17 protein-coding genes and 1 pseudogene are annotated in these 23,597 nt (G+C 45.4%); 5 read left to right on the top strand and 13 right to left on the bottom strand.

Annotated features, from left to right (window positions below):
• Positions 1-10: 10 nt before the first annotated feature.
• The 6 genes from lacZ to AC1DPK_RS30885 form a co-directional block, all read right to left on the bottom strand.
• The gene (gene lacZ, locus AC1DPK_RS30910; protein WP_477512645.1) at positions 11-3,118 is read right to left on the bottom strand and encodes a beta-galactosidase, LacZ type; all 3,108 of its coding nucleotides are present in this window, start codon (positions 3,116-3,118) and stop codon (positions 11-13) included.
• 222 nt (positions 3,119-3,340) lie between these two features.
• Positions 3,341-5,146 (bottom strand): ABC transporter ATP-binding protein, encoded by a 1,806-nt coding sequence (locus tag AC1DPK_RS30905; RefSeq protein ID WP_477512644.1) that lies wholly within the window; start codon positions 5,144-5,146, stop codon positions 3,341-3,343.
• Between the two features lie 139 nt (positions 5,147-5,285).
• A complete protein-coding gene (locus AC1DPK_RS30900) occupies positions 5,286-6,050 on the bottom strand; it encodes a response regulator transcription factor (RefSeq protein ID WP_076268979.1) in 765 nt (254 codons plus the stop codon).
• A gap of 81 nt (positions 6,051-6,131) precedes the next feature.
• Positions 6,132-6,962, bottom strand: coding sequence for a carbohydrate ABC transporter permease (locus AC1DPK_RS30895; protein WP_076268980.1), 831 nt, complete (start codon positions 6,960-6,962; stop codon positions 6,132-6,134).
• A 3-nt stretch (positions 6,963-6,965) separates the two neighbouring features.
• Entirely contained in the window at positions 6,966-7,856 is an 891-nt protein-coding gene (locus AC1DPK_RS30890; RefSeq protein ID WP_076268981.1) for a carbohydrate ABC transporter permease, read from the bottom strand.
• A gap of 86 nt (positions 7,857-7,942) precedes the next feature.
• The gene (locus AC1DPK_RS30885) at positions 7,943-9,256 is read right to left on the bottom strand and encodes an ABC transporter substrate-binding protein (RefSeq protein WP_477512643.1); all 1,314 of its coding nucleotides are present in this window, start codon (positions 9,254-9,256) and stop codon (positions 7,943-7,945) included.
• A gap of 315 nt (positions 9,257-9,571) precedes the next feature.
• Here AC1DPK_RS30885 and AC1DPK_RS30880 point away from each other — a divergent pair, with 315 nt between their 5' ends.
• Genes AC1DPK_RS30880 through AC1DPK_RS30870 form a run of 3 tightly spaced genes read left to right on the top strand, consistent with a single transcriptional unit; the run spans position 9,572 to position 12,938 of the window.
• Positions 9,572-10,546: a glycoside hydrolase family 113 gene (locus AC1DPK_RS30880; RefSeq protein ID WP_477512642.1), complete on the top strand. Its 975-nt coding sequence runs from the start codon at positions 9,572-9,574 to the stop codon at positions 10,544-10,546.
• Positions 10,543-11,754: an AGE family epimerase/isomerase gene (locus tag AC1DPK_RS30875; RefSeq protein ID WP_477512641.1), complete on the top strand. Its 1,212-nt coding sequence runs from the start codon at positions 10,543-10,545 to the stop codon at positions 11,752-11,754. The genes AC1DPK_RS30880 and AC1DPK_RS30875 overlap by 4 nt, the downstream gene beginning before the upstream one ends.
• 14 nt (positions 11,755-11,768) lie before the next feature.
• Positions 11,769-12,938, top strand: a complete 1,170-nt coding sequence (locus AC1DPK_RS30870; RefSeq protein WP_477512640.1) for a glycoside hydrolase family 130 protein — start codon at positions 11,769-11,771, stop codon at positions 12,936-12,938.
• Between the two features lie 114 nt (positions 12,939-13,052).
• Here the strand turns inward: AC1DPK_RS30870 and AC1DPK_RS30865 are convergent, their stop codons facing one another.
• Together AC1DPK_RS30865 and AC1DPK_RS30860 are read right to left on the bottom strand one after the other, a co-directional pair.
• Positions 13,053-14,372: a DUF4179 domain-containing protein gene (locus AC1DPK_RS30865; RefSeq protein ID WP_477512639.1), complete on the bottom strand. Its 1,320-nt coding sequence runs from the start codon at positions 14,370-14,372 to the stop codon at positions 13,053-13,055.
• Positions 14,299-14,901, bottom strand: coding sequence for an RNA polymerase sigma factor (locus AC1DPK_RS30860; protein WP_430059651.1), 603 nt, complete (start codon positions 14,899-14,901; stop codon positions 14,299-14,301). The genes AC1DPK_RS30865 and AC1DPK_RS30860 overlap by 74 nt, the downstream gene beginning before the upstream one ends.
• Before the next feature lie 128 nt (positions 14,902-15,029).
• Here AC1DPK_RS30860 and AC1DPK_RS30855 point away from each other — a divergent pair, with 128 nt between their 5' ends.
• The gene (locus AC1DPK_RS30855; protein ID WP_477512638.1) at positions 15,030-15,692 is read left to right on the top strand and encodes an MBL fold metallo-hydrolase; all 663 of its coding nucleotides are present in this window, start codon (positions 15,030-15,032) and stop codon (positions 15,690-15,692) included.
• Positions 15,693-15,831: 139 nt separating this feature from the next.
• Positions 15,832-16,344, top strand: coding sequence for an acyl-CoA thioesterase (locus AC1DPK_RS30850; protein ID WP_477512637.1), 513 nt, complete (start codon positions 15,832-15,834; stop codon positions 16,342-16,344).
• Between the two features lie 16 nt (positions 16,345-16,360).
• Here the strand turns inward: AC1DPK_RS30850 and AC1DPK_RS30845 are convergent, their stop codons facing one another.
• The 5 genes and pseudogenes from AC1DPK_RS30845 to AC1DPK_RS30825 all read right to left on the bottom strand — a co-directional run.
• Positions 16,361-17,560, bottom strand: a complete 1,200-nt coding sequence (locus AC1DPK_RS30845) for a benzoate/H(+) symporter BenE family transporter (protein WP_477512636.1) — start codon at positions 17,558-17,560, stop codon at positions 16,361-16,363.
• A 913-nt stretch (positions 17,561-18,473) separates the two neighbouring features.
• Positions 18,474-20,660 (bottom strand): hypothetical protein, encoded by a 2,187-nt coding sequence (locus AC1DPK_RS30840; RefSeq protein ID WP_477512635.1) that lies wholly within the window; start codon positions 20,658-20,660, stop codon positions 18,474-18,476.
• 15 nt (positions 20,661-20,675) lie between these two features.
• On the bottom strand, positions 20,676-22,352 hold the full coding sequence (locus AC1DPK_RS30835) for an extracellular solute-binding protein (protein WP_477512634.1): 1,677 nt from the start codon (positions 22,350-22,352) through the stop codon (positions 20,676-20,678).
• A gap of 54 nt (positions 22,353-22,406) precedes the next feature.
• Entirely contained in the window at positions 22,407-23,303 is an 897-nt protein-coding gene (locus AC1DPK_RS30830; protein ID WP_339204670.1) for a carbohydrate ABC transporter permease, read from the bottom strand.
• A gap of 13 nt (positions 23,304-23,316) precedes the next feature.
• Positions 23,317-23,597 (bottom strand): annotated as a pseudogene (locus tag AC1DPK_RS30825) (sugar ABC transporter permease); the annotation flags it as partial.

Below are 23,597 nucleotides of genomic sequence, written 5' to 3'. Positions count from 1 at the left end.
TCTTTTTATTTTAAACCCCTTTAATTGAAAACTGATGGGAGTATGCTTGGTTCGCAAACAGAATGTATTCCTTCTCTGGAAGCTGTCCCCAGCTGTCATGTCCGCCCACGCCAGTTTGCTTATGGTTGACGCGTACAACCGTTTTGTTGCTTGGTGGCAGCAGATGAATATGATCATGCGCCTCCAGCTCAAATGGCGTATAAGGCAGTACATTTAATTCAAAATGTGGCGCACCCTTCAGCACGATACCCTCACCCTTTGCATTCGTAACCGCAGCATGGCGAACGTCCATCTTATTGCCGCATTCCTGTGGCCTGATATACGATACGAGCTGATCCTGAACGCTGCCAGCGTAAAGCCCAAGCTTGCCTCCCGTTTGGCGATCCCAATACGTCTCGTCTGGGCCTTTGCCATACCAGCTTACTTGATCAAATGATGCTGGCATCTGGAAGAGCATGCCGATTTCCGGAATTTCCGGTAAATCCGCCCCAGGCTGCAGCTTCTCGTATACATTGATCTCACCATCTGCATTTACTTTGTAAATTAACGACAACATGGATTCCGTTGTAGTAGGCAAGCTATACTGCACATTAATTGTTACACTGCTTGCCTCAAGCTCCCAAGTCATCGCTTGCAGAACGCGCTCTGTCCCCGCTTCACGCCATGTTGCACAGCGCATATGCTGCTGATTGCCGCGATCATTATCCGTGTAGGCACGCCAGAAGTTCGGAGTCAATCCTTGCAATAACCGCTCTGAGCCATTCCACACATAGGAAGTAAGGCTGCCATTTGCTAGATCAAATTGCGCAGTGAAGCTTTCACCGCTTACGAGAAGCGCCGTTGCCGACTGTTCAACACGAACAGCAGGCTTAGCTGGTACAAGACCAATAATCGGCTCAATAGGCGCAGGCAGCACAAATTGCTCAAACGCGATTTCATGACCCGCTTCTGCCCACAGAGTTTGCTCCTTCAGCAGGAGCTGTACCGTTAATACAGCCTCTTCCGAAATGGAAGAAAGCTTAGGCAGCGTATAAGGAATCGTTAACGTTTCCTCACTCTCTGGTTGTGCGGCCGCTTCTACCGTGCCTGCTTCCACAGAAACACCGTTAATCGCTATTTGCCAAGCAAGAGTAAAGCTATTTAAAGCGCTGAATAGATGACGATTGGTCACCTTAATAGTGCCATTTTTCAAATCAATCGCTTCAAACTTAGCATTTTGGTATACCTTCTTCACCTCTTGAAGCTTAGGCGACACTGTACGATCTGCGAAAATAAGGCCGTTGCCGCAGAAATTGCCATCATGCGGCGATTCGCCAAAGTCGCCTCCATACATCATTTTCACTGTGCCGCTCTCGTCTGTTACTCGAATGGCTTGATCGATCCAATCCCATATAAATCCGCCCTGCAACACAGGATACTTCTCAAAAACCTCCCAATACACATGCAAGCCCCCGCAGGAATTGCCCATCGCATGACTGTATTCGCATAAAATATAAGGTTTTTTCGGATTACTTCTCGCATACTGTTCAACGCCCTGAGGGCTCGTGTACATATGGCTTTCGATATCAGAAGCAGCATCCGATTCGCGGTAGTGAAACGCTCCCTCATAATGAACGACGCGCGATGGATCAGCTTCACGTGAAAAATCATGCATTTTTATGAAATTGTCTCCGCCAAATGCTTCATTTCCAAGCGACCAGATGACGATAGACGCATGGTTTTTGTCTCTTTGCAGCATCGAATTGCAGCGATCGARCACAGCCCCTGTCCATTCCGGTCTGCTTCCTGGCACCGCCCTACCAAGCTCCTTCTGTCCATAAGTCCAAGAACCATGCGTTTCCAGATTCGTCTCATCAATGACATACAGCCCATATTCATCACAAAGTTTGTACCAGAGCGAGTTGTTCGGATAATGTGAAGTGCGGACGGCATTGATATTATATTGCTTCATCAGTTCAATATCTTTGCGCATATCCGCTTCATTAATTGCGCGGCCTGAATCGCATGAGAATTCGTGACGATTTACCCCTTTGAACATGATCCGGCGTCCATTGATTTGCATTAGGCCATCTTTAATCTCAAACTTGCGGAAACCGACCTTGCAGCTTATCGCTTCAAGCAGCGTGCCGTCCTCTGATTTCAAGTTAAGTATTAACGTATATAAATTCGGCTGCTCAGCACTCCATTTGAGCGGATTTGAAACAGCGGCGCGCAGTTGAACAGAAGTAAGATCCTCGCCTTCCACCTGCGTCTGGATCGTCAGCGGGCTTGGAAATACGGCAGCTCGATTCACATCATATAGCGCTGCCTCCAACGTTATTTTGCCAATTGGCCTTACAAAATAGTTAAGCAGCTTCGCATCAACAATCAGCTCTGCGTCAAGGCACTGCTCATCAAGCTCTGTATGTACAAAATAGTCATAGATATGCGCCTCAGGAGTGGAGTACAAATAGACATCTCGGAAAATACCGCTCATTCGCCAAAAATCCTGATCCTCCAGCCAGCTTGCGTCGCTCCAACGATAAACCTCTACGGCCAGCTTATTCTCACCAATTGCAAGGTATGGGGTTAGATCGAACTCAGAGGGTGTAAACGTATCTTGGCTAAAACCAACAAGCTCACCGTTAAGCCATACGTAGAAAGCCGACTCCACACCTTGGAAGCTGATAAATACAGGCTTACCATCCCACTCGGAAGGTACTGTAAAAGTACGAGCATATGAACCAACTGGATTATATGCAGTAGGGGCAAACGGCGGCTTTATGTCCTCGTTGCCATCCCAAGGATATCTAACATTCGTATATTGCGGATAATCATAGCCCTGCAGCTGCCAATGCGCGGGAACCGTAATGCTGTCCCACTGGCTATGATCATAATCGGCTTCATAAAAGTTGGCGATTCGTGATTCGGCATTCGCTGCAAACGCAAATTTCCACTGGCCGTTCAGCGACAAATAATTCGAAGACTTGTTATGATCGCCATCCCATGCCTCCTCTATCGTATCGAAGGGCATTAACGAAGCATGCGCATCCATTCGGTTCAACCGATAAATTTCAGGGTTATTGTTCCACTCCGGGTAACCGTTGGCCGGCGGCGTATATACTAGCTTTTTTCGCATAAAATCAAGCACCTCATCACTTTTAATGGATATGATATTCACATTATAAGGCATTGCTATTTCTCATATCATAAAACAATTTTCATATCTTCTATAAAAATATGAACATTACGATACAAACGGCGCTCGTGATTGGAAGCGTAAAGCCAAAAAAAAAAAGCTGACCGAGGTAAATACACCCGATCAGCCTTAACTGCCATATCAGAAGCAGACCTGCCTCTTCTAGAGCTGCAGCTGCTTCAAATTATAAAACTCGCCTTTGCTTGCCATCAGCTCATCGAAAGTGCCGACCTCAACAATACGTCCATGCTTCATGACGACAATACGATCCGCATCACGAATCGTCGACAGACGGTGAGCGACAATAAATGTCGTGCGGCCTTTAATTAGCTCCTGCATCGCCTTCTGAACATGAAATTCTGACTCATTATCCAGTGCGGAGGTTGCCTCATCCAAAATAATAATTTTCGGCTCGCGTACAAGCGCACGTGCAATCGCAATCCGCTGACGCTGGCCGCCAGACAACTTGCCGCCATGTTCGCCAACCATGGTATCGAGGCCGTCCGGCAGCTGCCCGATAAATTCGGATAGATTAGCCATCTCAACAACACGATTCACTTGTTCATCGGTAATATCACGAAGGCCATACGTAATATTGTCTCGAATCGTACCTGAGAACAAAATATTCGTTTGCGGCACGACCGCCAAATGCTTGCGATAACTGCGCAGATCAATATCTGCCAAATCAATGCCGTCCATCAGCACTTTCCCGCCCGTTGGCTGCAGGAAGCCGATAACTAGATTGAGCACTGTTGATTTGCCTGCGCCGGATGTGCCAACAAATGCAATACATTCGCCTGCTTCAACTTCGAGGGTAACATCCTCAAGCACATGATGTTCACTGCCCGGATATGAAAGCTCTACACCCTCGAAAGAAAATTCACCTCGTACATCGGCAACTTTTCTTTTGCCGCTATTATTTTCAATATCGGTCGATACCAAAATCTCTTTAATGGAATGAATTGATTCAAGACCTTTTGCAATTTGCGGATAAATGTTAATGAGACCAGTAACGGAAGCCAAAATCATCGCAAAAAAACCTTGGTACATAACGACGTCGCCAACCTGAATTTGCCCATTGTAAGCTAAGTATGCCGTGAAAATTAAACAAAGCACCTGAAAAATTTGAAACGTCACCCAGTTTGTTGAGCCAAAATACGCCTCCACCAAATCCAGCCGATACCCTTTGCCTTGAATGTTGTTCAGCGTCTGGTCAATACGTGCGATCTCTACCTTCTCCAAGCCGTGTGCGCGCGTAATCGGAATCATCTCGACCATCTCTGACACGCGAGAGGACATTTGTTCTATTTCTTTGCGGAATTCCTTGTTCGACTTACGGATTTTACGCCTGAAAATCGTTACAATCGTTATGGACATTGGAATGGTCAGTATAAAAAACAACGACACAATCCAGCTGCTGTTCAGCGTTATAATAAACGATACGATAATGTTAACGACAGCCGGCGCCAAAGCAATCATGAACTGCTTTGACATCATCTCAACCGCTTCGACATCGCGCAGCACCTTTGATTGCAGCTTGCCGGCAGGCAACTCCCTATGTTGATTAATGGACAACTGCTGCAGCTTGCGCACAAGCGCGCTGCGAAGTCCCGCTTCTACATATCTTACCGCACGGCTCAAAAAAGAAATGTAAGCGGCGTGGGTTGGTATGTTCTGCAGGATGACGATCAAAATAATAACAAAGTTAATCCAAATGCCGCTTAGCGGATATTTTGCTGGATTCGTCGCAATGTTGATAATATTAGCTGTTACAATTGGCAGCACATAAATGGGCGCGCTTTTGATGAACAAAAATAATAATGAAATCAATAGATTGGCAAAGTTGCCTTTGTATAATGACAATAAAAACTTCAACGGGCTGGCATTTTCCTCTAGTGCCGCGTTTTCAAATGTGCTCGCTAGTCCTTTTGCAGCACCAAGCTGAGTTTTTACAACCCTCTCTGACATTTCTCTCTCCATCCTTCTGCAGCTCTGCATGCTGTCCAACCATTCTTATTCGGCAAGCTACCGCATCATCTTACGCTCATTCCACCTTCCTGTAAATGTGCGATATTGCACTTCTTATATTCAATTTTGTTCATCGACACTAGTGGTGCTTGGCTTTATAATCCTTAGGCGTTTCACCGACCATTTTCTTAAAAAGCTTGTTAAAGTAAACAGGATCACTATAGCCGACCAGCTGTGATATTTCGTAATTTTTCAGATTTGGATGATCGCTCAAAAATTGCTTTGCCTTCTCTATCCGAATATCGATCAAATAGTCTGTCAGCGTCATGCCCGTCTCCTGCTTAAATAAACGGCTCAAATAATTGGCGCTCATGCCGACGGTGTCAGCGATACGCTCCATTTCGAAGTTTTTGCCGTATTCTTGCTCCAAAATCGTTTTCATTTGCTCAATAACATGATGCTCTTTTTCCTTCGAGATCGTCTCTTGAGCTGGAGCAGATACCGCTGATTCCGATGTTTGCCCGTTTTCACTGCGCTCCTGCTCAATCTTAACCAGTATGTCGTACAAGTTCGCCTTGTCCACCGGCTTGAGCAAATAATCCCGCACACCCGAGCGAAGAGCCTTGCGCGCATATTCAAATTCACTAAATCCACTGAGCACAATCGTATCAATCGACTTATCGCGCAAGTGCTCAATAAGACGCAAACCGTCCATCATCGGCATCTTTATATCGGTAATCAGCACATCCAGCTCGCCTTCACTAAGCTTCGAAATTTGCGCCCAAGCGTCCATTCCGTTGCTGTAGGAGCCGATAACTTTGATGTCCAAATCCATTTTCGTTAATATTTTTTCTAGACCCAGCCTTATGAATTCTTCATCATCCGCGATCATAATGTTCAACAATCCTGCTCGCTCCTCCCCGCGTGTTCCTCATCTAGTTTGTGCTAAAATCGGTACATCTGCAATGAAAAGAAAGCGGACGGTTTATTTAACCGCACCGCTTGTCACACCCGCGAAAATATATTTTTGCAAGAACACATAAAGAATTGCGGTAGGAATCATAATGATAAGAATGGCTGAGGATATCATTTGCCAGTCCCCGCTGTTGACTCCGAAGAAGCGCATGAGTGACGTTGATACGACAACATGTTCGGCCCTAGGCAGATACAGGAGCGGAATAAACATGTCATTATAGATGCTGATTGTTTTCAAAATAATGATTGTCGCTGTCGCTGGCGCAAGCAGCGGGAAGATGATGGAGCGGAAAATACGAATCAATGAAGCACCTTCGATCATCGCGCTTTCATCTAGTTCATAAGGAATATTTCTAATGAATTGCAGATAAATGTAGATTTGCAAAATATCTGCGCCTACATAGATTAGTACAGGTCCCATCAAATTATTCGTTAAGCCAAGCGCCTGAATCGTTTTGTAGTTGACGACTTGCGTTGTAATCGCTGGAATAATCGTGGCGAATAGGAACAAGCCGACTAACGGGCCTTTAAATTTGAAATTGAAGCGCCCAACGGCATAACAGAACGCCGATCCGATCAATATGTTCAAAATTAGCGTGATCGCGATAATGAACAGCGTATTCCCGAACGCATGGAGCATATCCGCCTGCTTGAAGGCTTGCGCAAAGTTTTTAAAATAGAGAAAGCTATCCGGCATAGCGATCGTCGATTTCGTGTGAAATTCATCCTTCGTCTTAAAAGCATTGACGACGATGATATAAGGCGGGAACAAAATCGCAAACGCAGCCAATAGAAGGCTTAAATACTTGATTGTGTCCCAAAGCTTATTGGATTTATTCATCGATTATTCCCCCTTTCCTTTCAACAAAAACCGCTGAATCGATAATACAATGACAACAAAGAGTAACAAGACGACGCTCATTGCGGATGCCAAGCCATAGTTGTTGAACTGAAAGGCGGTCTCAACAATTTTCATAACGAAGGTTTCACTCGATCCTGCCGGCCCGCCCTTAGTTAAAATATAAGGCAGATCAAACACCTCTAAAGCCCCGGTTACCGTTAGGAACAAATTGAGCTCGATAATTTTGTAAATGTTCGGCAGCGTGATGCTAATAAATTTTTGCCAGCCGTTTGCCCCGTCAATCGATGCCGCTTCGTAAATATCACTTGGAATCGATTGAAGCGCCGCCAAATAAATGACCATATTGAAGCCCATAAAGCGCCAGAAGCCAATAGAAGCAAGCGTATAGTTTACAAAAGAACCACTGCCGAGCCAGCTTGTTTTGGAGAGTGCATCAAAGCCGAGCTGTCCTAGCAAATAGTTTAATGATCCGTTTGTCGTATCGAATACGTAACCGAATAAGTATGCTACAGCAACGCCATTTAGGATGTACGGTAAAAAAAGCAGCAGCCTGAAAAAGTTTTTCCCCTTCAGCTTGCTGTTCAGCACCACTGCGAAATAAATCGCGGCGATATTTTGTACAATTCCAACAGCGAAATAGGCAAAGTTATGTTTGAAGACACCAAATATAGCTGGATTTGAAAATACTTCTTTGTAGTTCGACCAACCAATCCATGGTTTGTTTTGACTTAAGCCGTCCCAGCTCGTAAAGCTTAATCGAATGAGTTCCATTGCCGGATAATAGGCGAATGTCAGCAGCAGCAGCAGCGGCAATGCGACGAAGCCAATAATGACATAGTTCTTCTGTGTTTTAAAAGGCAATCTGCTAAACATGAGACAACCCCATCCTCCCTGCGTCTTTCTAATCGGAAGGTGCAGGATAGACAACCGTTAAAGGTTATCCATCCTGCACGCAGCCCTTACAATCCTAAATCTTTTTTCGCTTTCGCCCACGCTGTGTTCACTTTATCCAATACCTTTTGCGGGTCTTTAGCTAATACGAATTCTTGTACAACTGCAGCTTGATCAAGCTGCGCTTTGTTTTGAATTTCTGTCGCTGCATCTACTGGTGCAGCTGGCTCGAAAAATTTAGGGGTAAAGCTGTTGAATTCCGCAAGCTGTGGAAGCTTCGATTCTTTGGCTTTCAAAGTAGGAATGAAACCTGCGAAATCATCATAACCGGATTCTTCGATCATCCATTGTACGAATGCTTTACCTGCTTCAACATTGCCGTTTTTGTTAACTGCATAGAAGAAATCCGGGTTAAGCGGTGCTTTCGCTTCGCCAGTGTTGTCGACCGGGAATGGGAAGAAGCCAATGTCTTCAGCAGGAGCGCCATTCTCGATTACTTGGTTAATTACCCAGTTGCCAAGCAGATACATACCGAATTTTCCAGTTGCTACGTCTTTTTTCGATTGCTCCCAGTTCGTCGAGTTCACATCTGTTTCTAGGAAACCTTTTGTGTACATCTCACGAAGAATTCCCCATGATTTGCCGTATGCATTATCAAGCGTGTACGGTGTTTCCGATTCAGCACGTTTGTTTTGGTGGTCAGAAGCTCCGCCAATTAGTGTTGGAACATCGTATACCCAAGTATCAAGCGGCCATTTATCTTTGAAGTTTGATGCAAGCGGCACGATGCCTGCGTCTTTAAGCTTTTGCGATGCAGCTAGAAATTCGTCGTATGTTTTTGGAAGAGCTGTAATGCCCGCTTTCTCGAATGCTTTCTTGTTGTAAACGATACCGACTGTCGATCCGCCGGAGGATACGCCATACATTTTGCCTTCTTGCGCTTTCAAATCTTTGAAGTGAATTTCACCTGAGAATGCAATGTCGTCAAGCGGAGCGAAATAATTAGGCAGCTCTGCGTTTGGAATGGTTGGTACAAATACGACATCAGGGAAGTCTCCGGAAGCGATGCGGATTTTCAACGTTTTATCATAATCCGTAATGGCTTCAAATTTAAGATCGACACCAGGGTATTTGTCTTCAAAACGTTTTTCGTAATCGACGTACTGTTTGTCAATCATGTCGGTACGGTTTGTTAAGAATACAACCTCACCTTTAATGTTTGACGCTTCCTCTGATCCACCGTTCTCCGGTTTGTTCGTTGCGGTGTTATCCGTGCTCGGCTTGTTCGTAGGTGAATTCGTGTTTGTGTTATTCCCACCACAAGCAGCTAACGATGTTAGCATAACTACAGAAACAAGTGCTAACGAAATGACTTTTTTCATTTTCTAAATCCCCCTCAGCTCGTTTTGATTCCGCTTACATTTCGATAATACCTCATAAAATGTGGTTCTAAAATGGTTTAAAATATGATTTATAGTCTTCAACTGTCATTTTTTGAAAACGCTTTTTTACGTATATTCACTCATTATTGTGCATACACATGCCGCTTTCTGCGTTATTAAATGAAGCAATTTTATAAGGTTGCTTGCTGTTCAAGAAAGGTATTGCAAACAAGACTAGAATCATGTTTACTTGTTATATAACAAAAATATTATTAGCAATAACAAAAATACCAAATATAAAGTGAGGCGACTCCAATGACAACTAAAGCAGCCTATATAGGCGGAATGACATGGGGCTGGACAGGCATTCGAGGCACATGGACTGGCGAAAAAGCGGATCGTTCGATGGAATTAATGGCCGAGCGGTTAAGCGTGAACTGGACAGCTATTGCACTTGGCGCACTTCAAGATCATGCCCACTCTACCGAAATTAAGTTTCGCGAGGCGCCTACGGTTACCGATGAGGAAGTTCTTAGTGCCATTCACAAAGCGAAAGAACTAGGCCTTAACGTTTGTTTGAAGCCGGTCGTCAATTGTGCGGATGGCACATGGCGTGCTCATATTAATTTTTTTGATCTCGATGTGCCTTGCGAGCCAAAATGGTCTGACTGGTTCGCTTCGTATACCACATTCATTTTGCACTATGCCAAAATGGCTGAAGATACAGGTTGCGAAATGTTTTGTGTTGGATGCGAAATGGTTCAAACCGATCGCAGAGAAACGGAATGGCGTGAGCTCATCGCAGAGGTTCGCAAAGTTTATTCCGGCATCGTTACGTACAACTGTGACAAATATCAAGAAGGCCAAATTAAATGGTGGGATGCTGTTGATGTCATTTCTTCCAGCGGCTACTACCCTATCGATGCTTGGGAAGAGCAGCTGAACCGAATTGAAAAGGTCGTATCCGAATACGACAAGCCTTTTTTCTTCATGGAAGCAGGCTGCCCTAGCCGCGAAGGCTCGCAGTATATTCCGAACGATTGGGGACTTGCAGGCGCGCCCAGCGAAGAGGTTCAGCGTCAGTTCTACGAGACGATGTTCTCCCATACGGACAAGCGTGATTGGGTTGGCGGCTTTATGCTTTGGGATTGGCCGGCGAGACTATATGAAGAGGCCGATGCGAGTGCTAACGACGATTATTGTATGTATGGCAAGCAAGCAGAACAAACGGTTCGTCAATATTATGCAGCCAAAATAGCTGAATCGAGTGACGGAGGTTTGGGCGAATGAACGTAACTAACGAGCAGTGGCTGGCAAGCATCAAGCAAGAGCTGGAATCTAACATTCTCGGCTTTTGGATGAAGCATACGATCGATGAGCAAAAAGGCGGTTTCTACGGCAATATCAGCAGAGATTTAACCGTTAACGATGAAGCTGGCAAAAGCCTGGTGCTTAACACACGGATCTTGTGGACCTTTGCCTCCGCTTATCGCATGACTGGCAATGAAGCTTATCTCGAAATGGCTGACCGTGCCTATCAATATGTAAATAAATACTTTGTAGATCAAGAATACGGCGGATTATACTGGATGGTTGATGCAGCTGGCAGCCCAGCCGAAACGAAAAAGCAGGTATACGGTCAAGCCTTTGCTATTTATGCTTACTCCGAGTATTACCGCGCTACCGGGAATGAAGCTGCGCTTCAGAAAGCGATCTCATTATTTCATACGCTTGAGAAATATAGCTACGATGAGCAATATAAAGGTTATTTTGAAGCTCTTACACGCGAGTGGCTGGAAACCGACGATAATAGCTTGAGTGAAAAGGATTTGAATGAGAAGAAATCCATGAATACTCATCTCCACATCATGGAGGGTTATACGAACCTTTACAGGGTATGGAAGTCGGATGTGCTGCAAGCCAAGCTGAAAGAACTAATCGAAATCACAATAAAACATATTATTAACCCAGATAACGCGCACTTTATCCTTTTCTTCGATGAAAAATGGAACGGCAGATCTGAGCACATTTCTTACGGTCACGATATCGAGGGCAGCTGGCTGCTAGTCGAGGCGGCTGAAGTGCTTGGAGATGCAGCATTGCTGGCTGAAGCCAAAGCGATCGCCATTCGAATGGCAGAAGCGACGCTGAATGAAGGCGTTGACGAGGATGGCGGTCTTCTTAATGAGGCAGGTCCTGATGGGATCATCGATTCGCACAAGGATTGGTGGCCGCAAGCAGAAGCTGTTGTTGGTTTCTATAATGCTTATCAAATGACGGGCGATGAGAGATACCTTGAGGCTGCCTTGAAATCTTGGCAGTTCATTGAAAATTTTATCGTCGACAAACAGTTTGGCGAATGGCACTGGAGCGTAACTCGCGATGGAGCTCCAAGCGACAATATACAAAAGGTCAGCCCTTGGAAATGCCCTTATCATAATGGACGCGCATGCTTTGAAATGATCGAACGCTTGTCTGGTACAGCAACTTCACACTAATGGAGGTTTATTCAATGAGTAAATTTAATGAACGCAAGCAAATGCTAACGGACCGTTATGAGGCGCTCGTACAGCGTAAAAACGAGCCTGCAGAAGTTAGCAACGGCGTTTTTGATCGTTACGTACACCCCGTTCTAACAGCAGAACATGCTCCGCTGATTTGGAAATATGATTTTAATCCTGAGACGAACCCTTATTTCATGGAGCGCCTCGGTGTTCATTGCGTATTCAATCCAGGCGCAATCTTCTTAAATGGCAAATTCCATCTCGTAGCGCGCGTTGAAGGCAATGATCGCAAATCATTTTTTGCCATTGCAGAGAGCGACAGCCCCGTTGATGGTTTCCGCTTCTGGAACCACCCTATTTTGCTTCCAGAAACAAGCGATCCCGATATTAACGTCTATGATATGCGCCTCGTTCAACATGAGGACGGCTGGATTTATGGTCTGTTCTGCACAGAGAGAAAAGATCCTTCCGCTCCAAAAGGAGATCTGTCGAGCGCGATTGCACAATGCGGTATCGTAAGAACAAAGGATTTGAAGCAATGGGAGCGCCTTACTGATCTAAAAACAGCGTCCAACCAACAGCGCAACGTCGTGCTTCACCCTGAATTTGTAGACGGAAAATACGCCTTCTATACTCGTCCACAGGACGGCTTTATCGATACGGGTTCAGGCGGCGGTATTGGCTGGGGACTATCCGATACGATCGAGAACGCTGTTGTAGAGCGTGAGATCATTATTGATGAACGCCATTATCATACAATTAAAGAAGTGAAAAACGGTCAAGGCCCTGCACCAATTAAGACGGACAAAGGCTGGATTCATATTGCTCACGGCGTTCGCAACACCGCGGCAGGCTTGCGTTATGTACTATATGCATTCCTATCCGACTTGCAGGAGCCTAACAAAGTAACGCATCGTCCAGGCGGCCACTTGCTTGCGCCAGAAGGCATTGAACGTGTCGGCGACGTATCGAACGTAGCTTTCTGCAACGGTGTTATCGCACAAGATAACGGCAACGTCTATATTTACTACGCTTCCTCCGACACACGCTGTCACGTTGCTGCAACTACCGTTGATCAACTGCTCGACTATTGCTTAAACACACCGGAAGATCCGCTTCGCTCCTACGCATGTGTAGAGCAGCGCATCTCTTTAATTGATCGCAACTTACAGCTATAATCCGCTTCACCATAGCAAGGAACTTTAGTCTTTCCAGCCTAAAAAGAAAGGGCTTCCCAGAGAGCAACATTTCTGCTTTTGGGAAGCCCTTTTTCATTTATTGTTTGATACAAATTACTTTTTGATTTCCATAGGAATAGAGATGGTCTTATCGTAGGTTTTAATATAGGAAAATCCGTTAAGCAGCAGCTGTTCCGGTTCCTCTTCCGTGTTAAAAGAAAACGTCTGCTCCCACAAGATATTGCCATTTTTCAAATCCCACGGGCGTGATGAGGAAATGGATGAGACGGGAACTACACTATCACCCGATTGAACAGATAAGTTTTCTGTTTCCAAGATTGTAAATTGTTTTCTGGCGATAACGATATCATAACCTGTATCGGTTTTTGTAACGCTGCGAATCCATAACTTTTCATTCCCAATCTTTATGGACAGATCTGATGGCGAGGCTAGGGAGATCGGTTCTTCTATTTTCTGATAGCCAGCAAAATTTTCGAGTACGAGCTCAATGTTTTCCAGCTTGTCTGTCGGCAGCACATCAAATTCAAGTTCAAATGCTGCCTTGCCCTTTTCACCGGAATGATCCGACTGCATTCCCCATGATTTCACTTCTGTTCCATTCACATAAAGCTTTGTTTTGCCTGAGAACCTCGGGTATCCCCCATCATTCATTTCATAATGTCCCTTTACGATGGTAGAAGTAGGTGAAGCTGTGATGGCGTCATAGTGGACCGATCCCTCATCGACCGAAACAGATTTTGAGATATCCTCTTTAAGCATGCTTTTCATCGCTTTATTCGCTTCAAACTTGAAGGAGATTGGGTAAGATGCCCGTTCCCCATTTTCTAGCCACTCACTAAATGTAACGGTTAATGTTCTAGAGAATGGACTAACCGATTCAAATTTATAGACGCCCTCGTACTGGGTCTCGTCTTTGCTATAATTGCCGCTTCCTTCTTTGGGATCGGAATCCGTTAAGAACCCTTCCATTTGACCCACGTTGTAACGCAGTGAACTATTGTCAGTAAATACAGAGCCTTCGGGTCTATCAATGCTATAATACATGAGTAAAGCGTTATCGTCCGCAATAACCCCGTTGATGGTAATGACAGTACCGTCCTCTAGCGTTTTGCTTTTGTTGACCGATTGTCCGTAGCCTTGCTCCGCCACTTCAGAGAAGCTAAGCGAGTTCAGCTCGATTTTGTTAAACAACTTGCCTCCGTAATAAGCAAACGCAGGATATTGATAAGTGCCAACAATCAAAAGGAGTGCTGCAGCTGATGCGACAACCCATATCATCGCTCTATTCAGCTTTCTTTTCTTCGTGGGAACATGCTCAAGTGCATTGCGAAGTCTGTCCTCAAGTCCTGACGGTGCCTGCACGATATTCAAGGTCTGTTTGTGCTCCTGCAATCTCTCCTCGATCGTTTTCATTACGATCCCCTCCGATCATCGCTTTCAGTTTTTGAATACCTTGCGAAATTCTTGATTTGATTGTGCCAATCGGCGAACAAGTCATGTCCGCAATCGTCTGATACGGGAGATCATGTACATAACGAAGCTCGATGGCTTCCCGCTGCTGTGCATTTAGATTAGAAAGCAGCACCTGCATGTTCATCTCAGACTCCGTATTGCGATAAGGGTTGTCTTCAGTTAATCCAGCAAAGGATGACTCACCCTCGTCTCCCAGTGGAACAAATCGTTCTTTTTGGCGGAGTAGTTTTTTGCAACGATTGACGAGAATGGTTTTGCTCCAGCTGTAGAAGGCTTCGCTCTTTTGCAATTGATCCAGCTTTTCATAAAGCGTAACAATCATGTCTGCCATGGCATCCATCGCGTCATGCTCATTTCTCAAATAGCTGTAGGCAAGACGATAATAAGCGTCCTGATCGGCTATGATTAGTTGTAATAAAGCTTCTTTGTTGCCTTTTTGAGCTTGTTTGACAAGACGGCTTACATTCATGTTCTCACCCCTTTCATAGATAAGAGATTACAGAGGTTATTAAAGTTCATTTTGCGAAAAAAATATCAACTACCACGTCACTGCATAATAACAGCTATATAAATCTAATTTTACGGAGGCTCGCTATTATGGAGATTTCAAAGGGTGTAGAAATGCTTCAACTAGATTTTCACGGAACGATTATTCATCCCATTCTTTTGTGGGATCAAGATACGGCTGTTTTAATAGATACAGGTTTTCCAGGGCAAATCGAAGATTTACGCGCAGCCATTGAAAAAGCAGATGTGTCGTTAGACAAACTAAAAGCTGTCATTTTAACGCATCAGGATATGGACCATATCGGCTGCCTTCCTGAGATTTTGAAAGAGTATGGTCATCATATTAAAATTTATGCGCATGAATTGGATAAGCCATATATTCAGGGAGAGATCCCGCTTTTAAAAGACCGGCACCTTGAGAATCCTCCGAAAGGCAGAGTGGACGATACGCTGATCGACGGTCAAGAACTGCCGTTTTGCGGCGGGATACGCGTCATCCACACGCCTGGGCACACTCCCGGCCATATTAGCCTTTATTTAAAGCAAAGTAAAACGCTCATTGCTGGTGATTCAATGTATAGTGTAAACGGGATTCTCGGGGGAATTCATGTCCCGACTACACCGGATATAAAAGAGGCTCGTCTCTCTTTGAAAAAATACGTAGACCTCGATATTGCATCCGTCGTTTGTTATCACGGGGGATTAAGTACCGAAAATGTTAATGATCAATTGTTAAAGCTCAGCCAAGAGTAACTATATATAAAGGGTTCCACATACTGATCAAGCATTATATGTGGAACCCTTTTAAGTTTTATTTTAGAAGCATAACCTATCCATAAAGGGGAGAAAATACCCAAAGATCAGCCACTTTCTAGAAAGTTGTGTGAATGCTTTGGAAAATAAATATGTCAAAGAAACGCGATCCTTTAAGGTTTCAAGAGTATTCCCAACCGATGTAAACAATCACAACACGTTGTTCGGCGGCAAACTTATGTCTTATATCGATGATATTGCTTCGATATCCGCTTCCAAATTATGCAGAGTTACCGCGGTAACCGCTTCGACGGATTCCGTTGATTTCTTGCATCCAATCCGGCCAACAGATTCCGTTTCCCTAGAGTCCTTCGTTACTTGGACGGGCAAAAGTTCAATCGAGGTTTTTGTGAAAGTGATACGAGAAGACTTAAGAAGCGGCGAGCGAAAAATAGCAGCTACCTCTTTTCTTACTTTTGTCGCCCTAGATGAACAAAATAAGACAATACCTGTACCTCGTATTGTCCCTGAAACGGAAGAAGAAATTAAATTATATGAAACGGCCGAGCACCGAACGGCAATGAGGAAGCAGCGCAGAGAAGAGAGCAAAAAGTTTGCAGACTTTTTACTGACGAAGTTTCCGTGGGAATAATCGTCCCCTTTTATTACTATTTATTTTGACGAACAGCATCATTGCTATTGCTGCGTGTTCCCTCGCCCAGCAATTTCATCGTAACCATGCCGATTGCCAAGCACCAAACAGGCGCAGAAACGCCGAGAAAGGCGACGTTTGCTACCGCAATCGCAAATGTAAAGGCCGTTGAGTAGCGGTAGGCAGATTCCGAAAAAGCTGATTGAAGGCTTTGAATGAATACCCCCATCAATGAAAAACCCGTTAGAAGCCAAATAAATGAAGACGGCAGAATATTAATAAAGGCAATAACCTTCCAAGCAAATAATCCAAACAGCGCCACTAATGCGCCCGAGACAATCGCTGCATAAGGACGAGATTCCTTTGCACCAGCTTCTTCGCTGCTGCACAGCATACTCATCATTCCGCCAACATTTACGCTATGACCGCCAAGAAACGCTACAGCAGTCGTGGCAAAACCAGTTATCGTAATCGTCTTGGAAGCGGATGGCTCATAGCCATTTTTGCGAAGTGCTGCCAAAGCTACAAACAAATCGTTGCTAAGCACGAGTATCGACAAAGGGATAGCTAACGATAACAGCCCATTAATCGAAAACTCAGGGCTCACCACATGCGGCAGCGCAAACGGCAGCACCTCCATAGGAGGCAAATCATAGCCAATCCATAGAGCAAGCAGCCCCATACAAACGACGCCGAGCACAGGCGGAAAGCCCTTGAATAAACGGGGAAATAAGAAAAAACCGACCAATGCCATGAACCCGACAAAGGGAGCATCCTTGACCGCGGGAACGATTTTTACAATATGGTTGAATATTAAACCGGCAAGCATCGCATCCATCAGCGGCTTGGGCAGGAAAGCCAGCAGCTTATCGGACAGACCAGATAAACCAAATACAGCGATAATAAACCCGGAAATAATGCTCGCACCAGCTAACTCCTGCACGGTAAACTGTGTCGCAGAAGTGCTTAAGAAAGCAACGGCGGTTATCGAATGCGCGCCGCCAAACGGAATTTTATATATCAACGTCAAAGCTATGTTCAGCAGTCCGCCAAAAAAATAAACGGCGAACAGCCACGCGACGAGCTCTAAGGTTGAAAAACCTGCTTTTTCAGCGCTGCTAACGATGAGTACGGCTCCGCCTGTACATGCCAGCATCGCAGATAATATACCAGTAAACACATTTTGCCGATTGAGCTTGGAATGGGTTTTTATCATCAAATCGCTTCCTAATCGTATAATAATATGGCTTCCGTGTTGTTCAAGTGCTTAAGTATAACCGTTTCTCAGCAATTTGTACCCATCCACTGCTCAAACTTTTTTCAGCCATTTCTGCGCATAACATATCAAGGCATCCCAAGATCAACTCTCTAACGAACTGTATTATTCTTATTGTGATGAAAACTAGCTTACTTAAGTTTTAACGAATCATATGAACGTTATAGCATGGTAAATTGGGTGCATTAGCTATTTTTCTCGAAATAACGATTCTGCAGTTCGTTAAACTTTTAATCTATTACCTTTGATTAAAATAAGAGCTGCTAGGTTCGTAAGTTATAGGTCCGAAAACGTTCACTCTGTCTGAGCTCCAGCTCCATTTCCCACCTCGATCATACGCCGCAGCTACTCTATAAGCGCATATATGTGCTTACAGACAACAAACCTAGCCCTTTCTMTCGCTGTAAGAACATATACGTGCTTATTGCTCCATTTCCYACCTCGATCATACGCCGCAGCTACTCTATAAGCGCATATWTGTGCTTACAGATAACAAACCTAGCCCTTTCTCTCGCTGTAAGAACATATACGTGCTTATTTGTCCATTTCCTACCTCGATCATACGCCGCAGCTACTCTATAAGCGCATATATGTGCTTACAGACAACAAACCTAGCCCTTTCTCTCGCTGTAAGAACATATATGTGCTTATTGCTCCATTTCCTACCTCGATCATACGCCAAGATTCGCTTGTCCACTATTTGCTTAAGCAAACATCAATAGACCAAAATAGAAAAATGGCGTCACAGGATTAAATCTCTGTGACGCCATTTTTTCAATATTCATATCCAGCTATCTCTCCAGTGAGTTCATCACTTTGGGACAGCCCCTTCAATCGTTTGTTTGTTATCGCATTACCATTCCACGCTTACTGCAATTCCTTCCGGAATGCCTGGATAGCGAAGAAGCACCGTTCCTGACTCTCCATCATACTCGTATGATGCCGCTTGATCACCAGCTGTGACGCTGCTAGGCTCACTTGGAACACGCAGGCGCGTACTAACCGTGATGTCCAGCGGTGACTCTGAAACAAAGGAAATTCCGTTTTCAGCCAACAGCTCCTCACGAATGCGTGACGAACTAACAAGAATACTTGTTTCTCCCAGCTGTTTATCCGAGTAGTTCAAATCAAACAACAAGCTGTCCTCGCCCGATTTGATTTCCACGGAATGTTTCACAGGCATGCTCGCTTCGAACAAATCAACGAACAATCCTTCCAGAATGATTGAATCATCCGCTTCCCTCTCATCCAGCACATGAGTAATGACATAAGGCCCCCGTCTAATATGCAGCGAGGTGCTTTCCTTATAATCAACCATTTCTCCGCGGATCTCGAGCGACCTTTTTACAGCACTCCGTATAAGAGCTGCACCCGCTTCAGAACGGGACAACTCCGCTGGATTCTCACGGTAAAATAAAACAGCACCGCTGCCTACCGTAAACTCTCCTTGCTCCGGGTTTCTACCTAAGCCAAGCGACTCGAATAAATGTTCTTCCGGACGCATGTAAGAGCGGCGGCTGTTCTCACGGTTCCACCATTCCCGTACTTCATGATAGGGGTCCGAGCCGTCACCGACATAGATGAGTATGCCGCCCTCCCTCACCCATTGTCCGATAGCTTGATGAATGCCCGGATGCTCCGGCTTCATAAATTCGTAGCTGAGCAGCAGCACCCGGTAATGATCCAAATACCCTGGGAAGGTCAAAATATTGTCCAGCTGTACCGGTCTTAGCGGAATGCCTACCTTCACGAGCGGAAGCGCGAGTCCGTAAAAGGACGACCAGTCAAGAAGCTCCTTCTGCTCTTCACTCAGCTCTTCAGCTGAACTCGTTCCGTCATATTTGGCGGCTTCGCCTTCCTGCTCGCCTTCACGGATAACGTCCCCGCGTTGATACATTGCAGAGTTGGATAAGCAAAGGCCAATGCCAGCTGTATAGGCGTCGTCTCCAGCAACCTCATCATGGTTATGCATGTCGCGCAGCACATTCATGACCGTCAGAAGCACGGTCGCATAGTCACCCGGGATCATTTCTTTTCCTTTCCCGTCCTCAGTCGGGTAGCTGCCCTCGAATACACGGCGCGGCCATGGGCATACCTCGTATTGCTTCACCTCAGGATGCAGCAGGGAAGCAACAACAGTAGAACGATAGTTTTTACGATAGTCGCTCCAGCTGTATCTAGGGTTATCCTCTATCGGATCGTGAAGGAACCACATTTCACGCCCCGTCCCACGAGTGAGCTCCTGCATAATTCCATATTCCAAATATGCCGTCTCGAAGGTTCGCTCTCTGCGCAGCCCCTTATAAACGTTCGGAGTACGAGCCGTTCCCGTCCAGATCTGAGCAATGAAACCGTCACAGCCAGGCATCGACACGAGCAGCGCCTCAGGACTTATAATTCGCCACTGCGTGTAATTGATCAAGCTGTGAGTTGGGACATAGAAACGCACCGTTCTACCGTAGGTTACTAAGGAATATTCCTTCATTTGACTGCAAAGCCGGTCAAGCGCACGATAGTACATTGCCGCCTTCAGCTTGGATGCTCTATACTGAGCGTCCGGCGAGGAGTGGGGAGGAATCCAATCCTCCCCGTAATAATTCAGCCACTCCCGCTTGAACGCATCGGAATAACCAGATGCCGCCCAAAATTCCGGCTCCTCCAAATGAATCGCTTCTGCACCAGAGTCGATTGCCCGTTTAATATGAGAAGCCAAATATTCAGCGAAGGCAATGGTCGGAACCATATAAGGAACATCCTTGCCATGAAGCAGATGATTTCCGCTGCGGTCCATTTGAGCTTCATCCCAGTGCTCCCGTCCGTCGAATCGACCGTACAAGTAGTCCTGATACTCCCCCCAAGATACACCTGTCATCAAATGAATCTTATAGCCGGCATTTCTCCAGCCTTCGATCCGCTCAGGCAAATCATCAGATATTCCGTATACCATGACAAAATCGGTCCGCAAATCATACTTCGGGCCATACGGCCTTGATTCTTGAAAACCGGTCCACTCTGCTCGTTGTCCCAAACCCTTCGTCAAAGCGAGAAGCCTCCTTTAGTTTGCCATTCCAAACAAAGCAACTTCCTTGCCTTTCAAGTTGTCATTAGTAAACTGCATTGCTTCTTTATAGCCTGTTTTATTCATCTGACCGCGAAGATCATTAATGATTTTTAGTGCCGCTTCATCCGATTTCGCATAAATCGCTTCTTTCCAGACGTCGCCTATTTTGTCCATGGATGGCTTCAGCATTTCCCACTGAGGAGACTTAATCATAACGTCGCCAGGATTGTATGCCGAAATAACACTAATACCGTTAGGGCGTAAAATTTTACGCGCATTATCCATTGCTGCCAGACGATCCTGATCAGACCAGATGTCTCCAGCGCCAACGGAGTTGATGCGGTCTTGGCCAGACATGCTCTCAAGGCCAATGCCAATTCCTTCATTTTTCTTCATCTTGCCAGTTGTATCCGCTGAGAATTTATCAAACCATTCTTTTTTGGCTACAGGCTTGCCGTTTTCCATATCCCAATGTTCGCCTTGAATGCCGTAACGTACGAGAAGGAAACCTTCATCAGAAGCAAGATAGTCCAGCAAGCGAAGCGCTGCATCTACGTTTTTCGATTTTTTCGGAATAACGGTTACGTTGTTTCCTTGAATAGAAAGGTCAGCAGGACGGTCTGCAGCAGCGCCAGCACGCTCAAGCGGGCCAACTGGAATATAATCACTGCCTGGATGCGCTTTCACATAGTCCTTGGAAGCATCGAGAATCGCTGGATAGTGAGCAGCCAGCACTGCAATACGGCCTTGCTTGATTTTCTCATTCGCGATTGGATCAGTTTGCGTAAACGCTTCAAGATCAAGCAGACCTTCGGAGATCAGCTTGCGGTAATACAGCGTATAATCCTCGTATTGTTTCGAGAAGAAGCTGTTTTCCAGCGTTCCATCACCTTTATCTACATAACCAGAGCCATAGAACATCGTATTGCCGATACCGACAGCCCAGCCGTTATGGAAGCCTCCGAGAGGAATAACAGACATGCCATTTTCCTTCAGGTCAGCGTCCTTGATTTTTTTCAGGAAGCTGTAAAGCTCTTCCTTTGTACGTACGGATTGCGGGTCTACTCCAACCTTCTCAGCAATATCCTTGCGGACATAGAAGCCATAAAGCCAATCCATTGCATCCTCAGGTGTTGCAGGGTGGTTCTGGTAAAGCAAGAACTGCTTGCCGTCATACACATCAAAAGCTTTCTCATAAAGCGCTGGCGGAACATTGTCTTTCTGAATCGCTTTTGCTAGATTTGGATATTTGTCCAGCTTATCCGAAAGATCGACCAATTGGTCTTCCTTCGCTGCTTTTATAATTCCATCTAGCTCTCCGCCCCAAGCTGGACCTGTGTAAATATCAGGCATATCTTGAGTTGCAAAAATGGTGTTCACTTTCTCAACTTCACTGCCCTTTGTATATTCCCACTCGATCGTAATCCCCGTTTTTTCTTTAATAACCTTCTCGATCGCCGTCGTGTCTGTGTCGCTGCCGCTGGAGCCGTTCCAGTTGTGAAGAACTTTGAGTTTCACCTCTTTTTGCTCTGTACCGCTGTTAGTTGTGCCTGCGTTGTCCGAAGGCTTATTGACGGCGCCACCGTTGTTGTTGCTGCAGCCAAACAGCGTAACCGCCATCAGAGTTACTGCGAGAAACAACGAAGTGCTTTTTGCTCTTTTGTTCTTCATAAAAACCCTCCCGTGAACTGTAATGAAATATGATAAAGTCCCGAATGCGGACGATTATCCTTTGACCGAGCCAATCATAACGCCCTTGACGAAGTAACGCTGCAAAAACGGGTAAATACACAAGATCGGAAACACCGTGATAACGAGCAAAGCCATTCGAAGCGATTCCGGTGTTGCCCCAGCCACATTGACGCTGACGGTCTGACCGCCTTGCTGCGCCGCTCTCTGCATGGAGGATGATAGCGCTTCCGCTTCGGTCAGCAATTCTTGCAGCAGCGTTTGAACTGGTATCAGATTTTTATCCGACACATAATAGGCGCCTGTAAACCAGTCGTTCCAATGCGAAACCCCGATAAACAAAGCGATAGTCGCAAGAACTGGACCCGATAACGGTAGTATGATTTTAAGGAATATTTGAAAGTCACCGTAGCCGTCAATTCGTGCCGATTCCTCTAGCTCCTCCGGTATGCCTTGCAGGAACGTTCGAAGAATGACGATATGCATGAAATTGAATAACATCGGAATGACATATACCCAAAAACTGTTGATCAGATGCAGCTTCTGCAAAGTGATGAAATACGGAATGAATCCAGCGCTGAATATCGTTGGCAAAAAGATGTAATACGTAAAAAATGTTCTTCCTGGCAGCGTTTTTTTGGAAAGCGCATAAGCCATCAGCGTACAAAGCCCTACGTGCAGGAATGTGCCGAGCACCGTTCGAAGCAGCGTGATTTTGTAGGCCTGCCAAATGCGGGCATTATCAAAAACCTCTACGTAATTGTCCAGTGTAAATTTACGAGGGAAGAAATAAAGCGCACCCATCATCGAATCTTTTCCATCGTTGAGCGAGTAGACCAGAATGTAAATAAACGGGTAGATCATCGACAATCCGAACAATGTTAAGAAAATATAATTACAAATGCTAAATATAGAAAATCGGCTTTTCGCCATATCAAACCACTCCTTAAAACAGGGATACGTCGCTAACCTTGCGAGCAATTCGGTTGACAGTCACGATAAGAATGAGTGCAATGACACTCTGGAATAATCCTACAGCAGCCGCATAACTTAATCGGCCTTCACCTATACCGGAGCTGATAACATGCACATCGAGTACGCTGCCGATTGCGGCGGTAGCCGGACCGTTCAGCAGGAGCAGCTGCTCATAACCAGCGCTCATTAAGCTGCCGGCCGAGAGTATGAACAAAATAACGGCAATGTTGCGAATACCAGGAAGCGTTACAT

The sequence above is a fragment of the Paenibacillus sp. 01T424 genome (assembly GCF_056398745.1).
This window is presented reverse-complemented; position numbering and strand designations above follow the sequence as displayed.

Bases quoted from the DNA above. Each gene is read 5' to 3' on its own strand.
- AC1DPK_RS30905 (WP_477512644.1), bottom strand. From the start codon at position 5,146: ATGTCAGAGAGGGTTGTAAAAACTCAGCTTGGTGCTGCAAAAGGACTA.
- AC1DPK_RS30895 (WP_076268980.1), bottom strand. From the start codon at position 6,962: ATGAATAAATCCAATAAGCTTTGGGACACAATCAAGTATTTAAGCCTT.
- AC1DPK_RS30890 (WP_076268981.1), bottom strand. From the start codon at position 7,856: ATGTTTAGCAGATTGCCTTTTAAAACACAGAAGAACTATGTCATTATT.
- AC1DPK_RS30885 (WP_477512643.1), bottom strand. From the start codon at position 9,256: ATGAAAAAAGTCATTTCGTTAGCACTTGTTTCTGTAGTTATGCTAACA.
- AC1DPK_RS30880 (WP_477512642.1), top strand. From the start codon at position 9,572: ATGACAACTAAAGCAGCCTATATAGGCGGAATGACATGGGGCTGGACA.
- AC1DPK_RS30875 (WP_477512641.1), top strand. From the start codon at position 10,543: ATGAACGTAACTAACGAGCAGTGGCTGGCAAGCATCAAGCAAGAGCTG.
- AC1DPK_RS30870 (WP_477512640.1), top strand. From the start codon at position 11,769: ATGAGTAAATTTAATGAACGCAAGCAAATGCTAACGGACCGTTATGAG.
- AC1DPK_RS30865 (WP_477512639.1), bottom strand. From the start codon at position 14,372: ATGAAAACGATCGAGGAGAGATTGCAGGAGCACAAACAGACCTTGAAT.
- AC1DPK_RS30860 (WP_430059651.1), bottom strand. From the start codon at position 14,901: ATGAATGTAAGCCGTCTTGTCAAACAAGCTCAAAAAGGCAACAAAGAA.
- AC1DPK_RS30855 (WP_477512638.1), top strand. From the start codon at position 15,030: ATGGAGATTTCAAAGGGTGTAGAAATGCTTCAACTAGATTTTCACGGA.
- AC1DPK_RS30845 (WP_477512636.1), bottom strand. From the start codon at position 17,560: ATGATAAAAACCCATTCCAAGCTCAATCGGCAAAATGTGTTTACTGGT.
- AC1DPK_RS30835 (WP_477512634.1), bottom strand. From the start codon at position 22,352: ATGAAGAACAAAAGAGCAAAAAGCACTTCGTTGTTTCTCGCAGTAACT.
- AC1DPK_RS30830 (WP_339204670.1), bottom strand. From the start codon at position 23,303: ATGGCGAAAAGCCGATTTTCTATATTTAGCATTTGTAATTATATTTTC.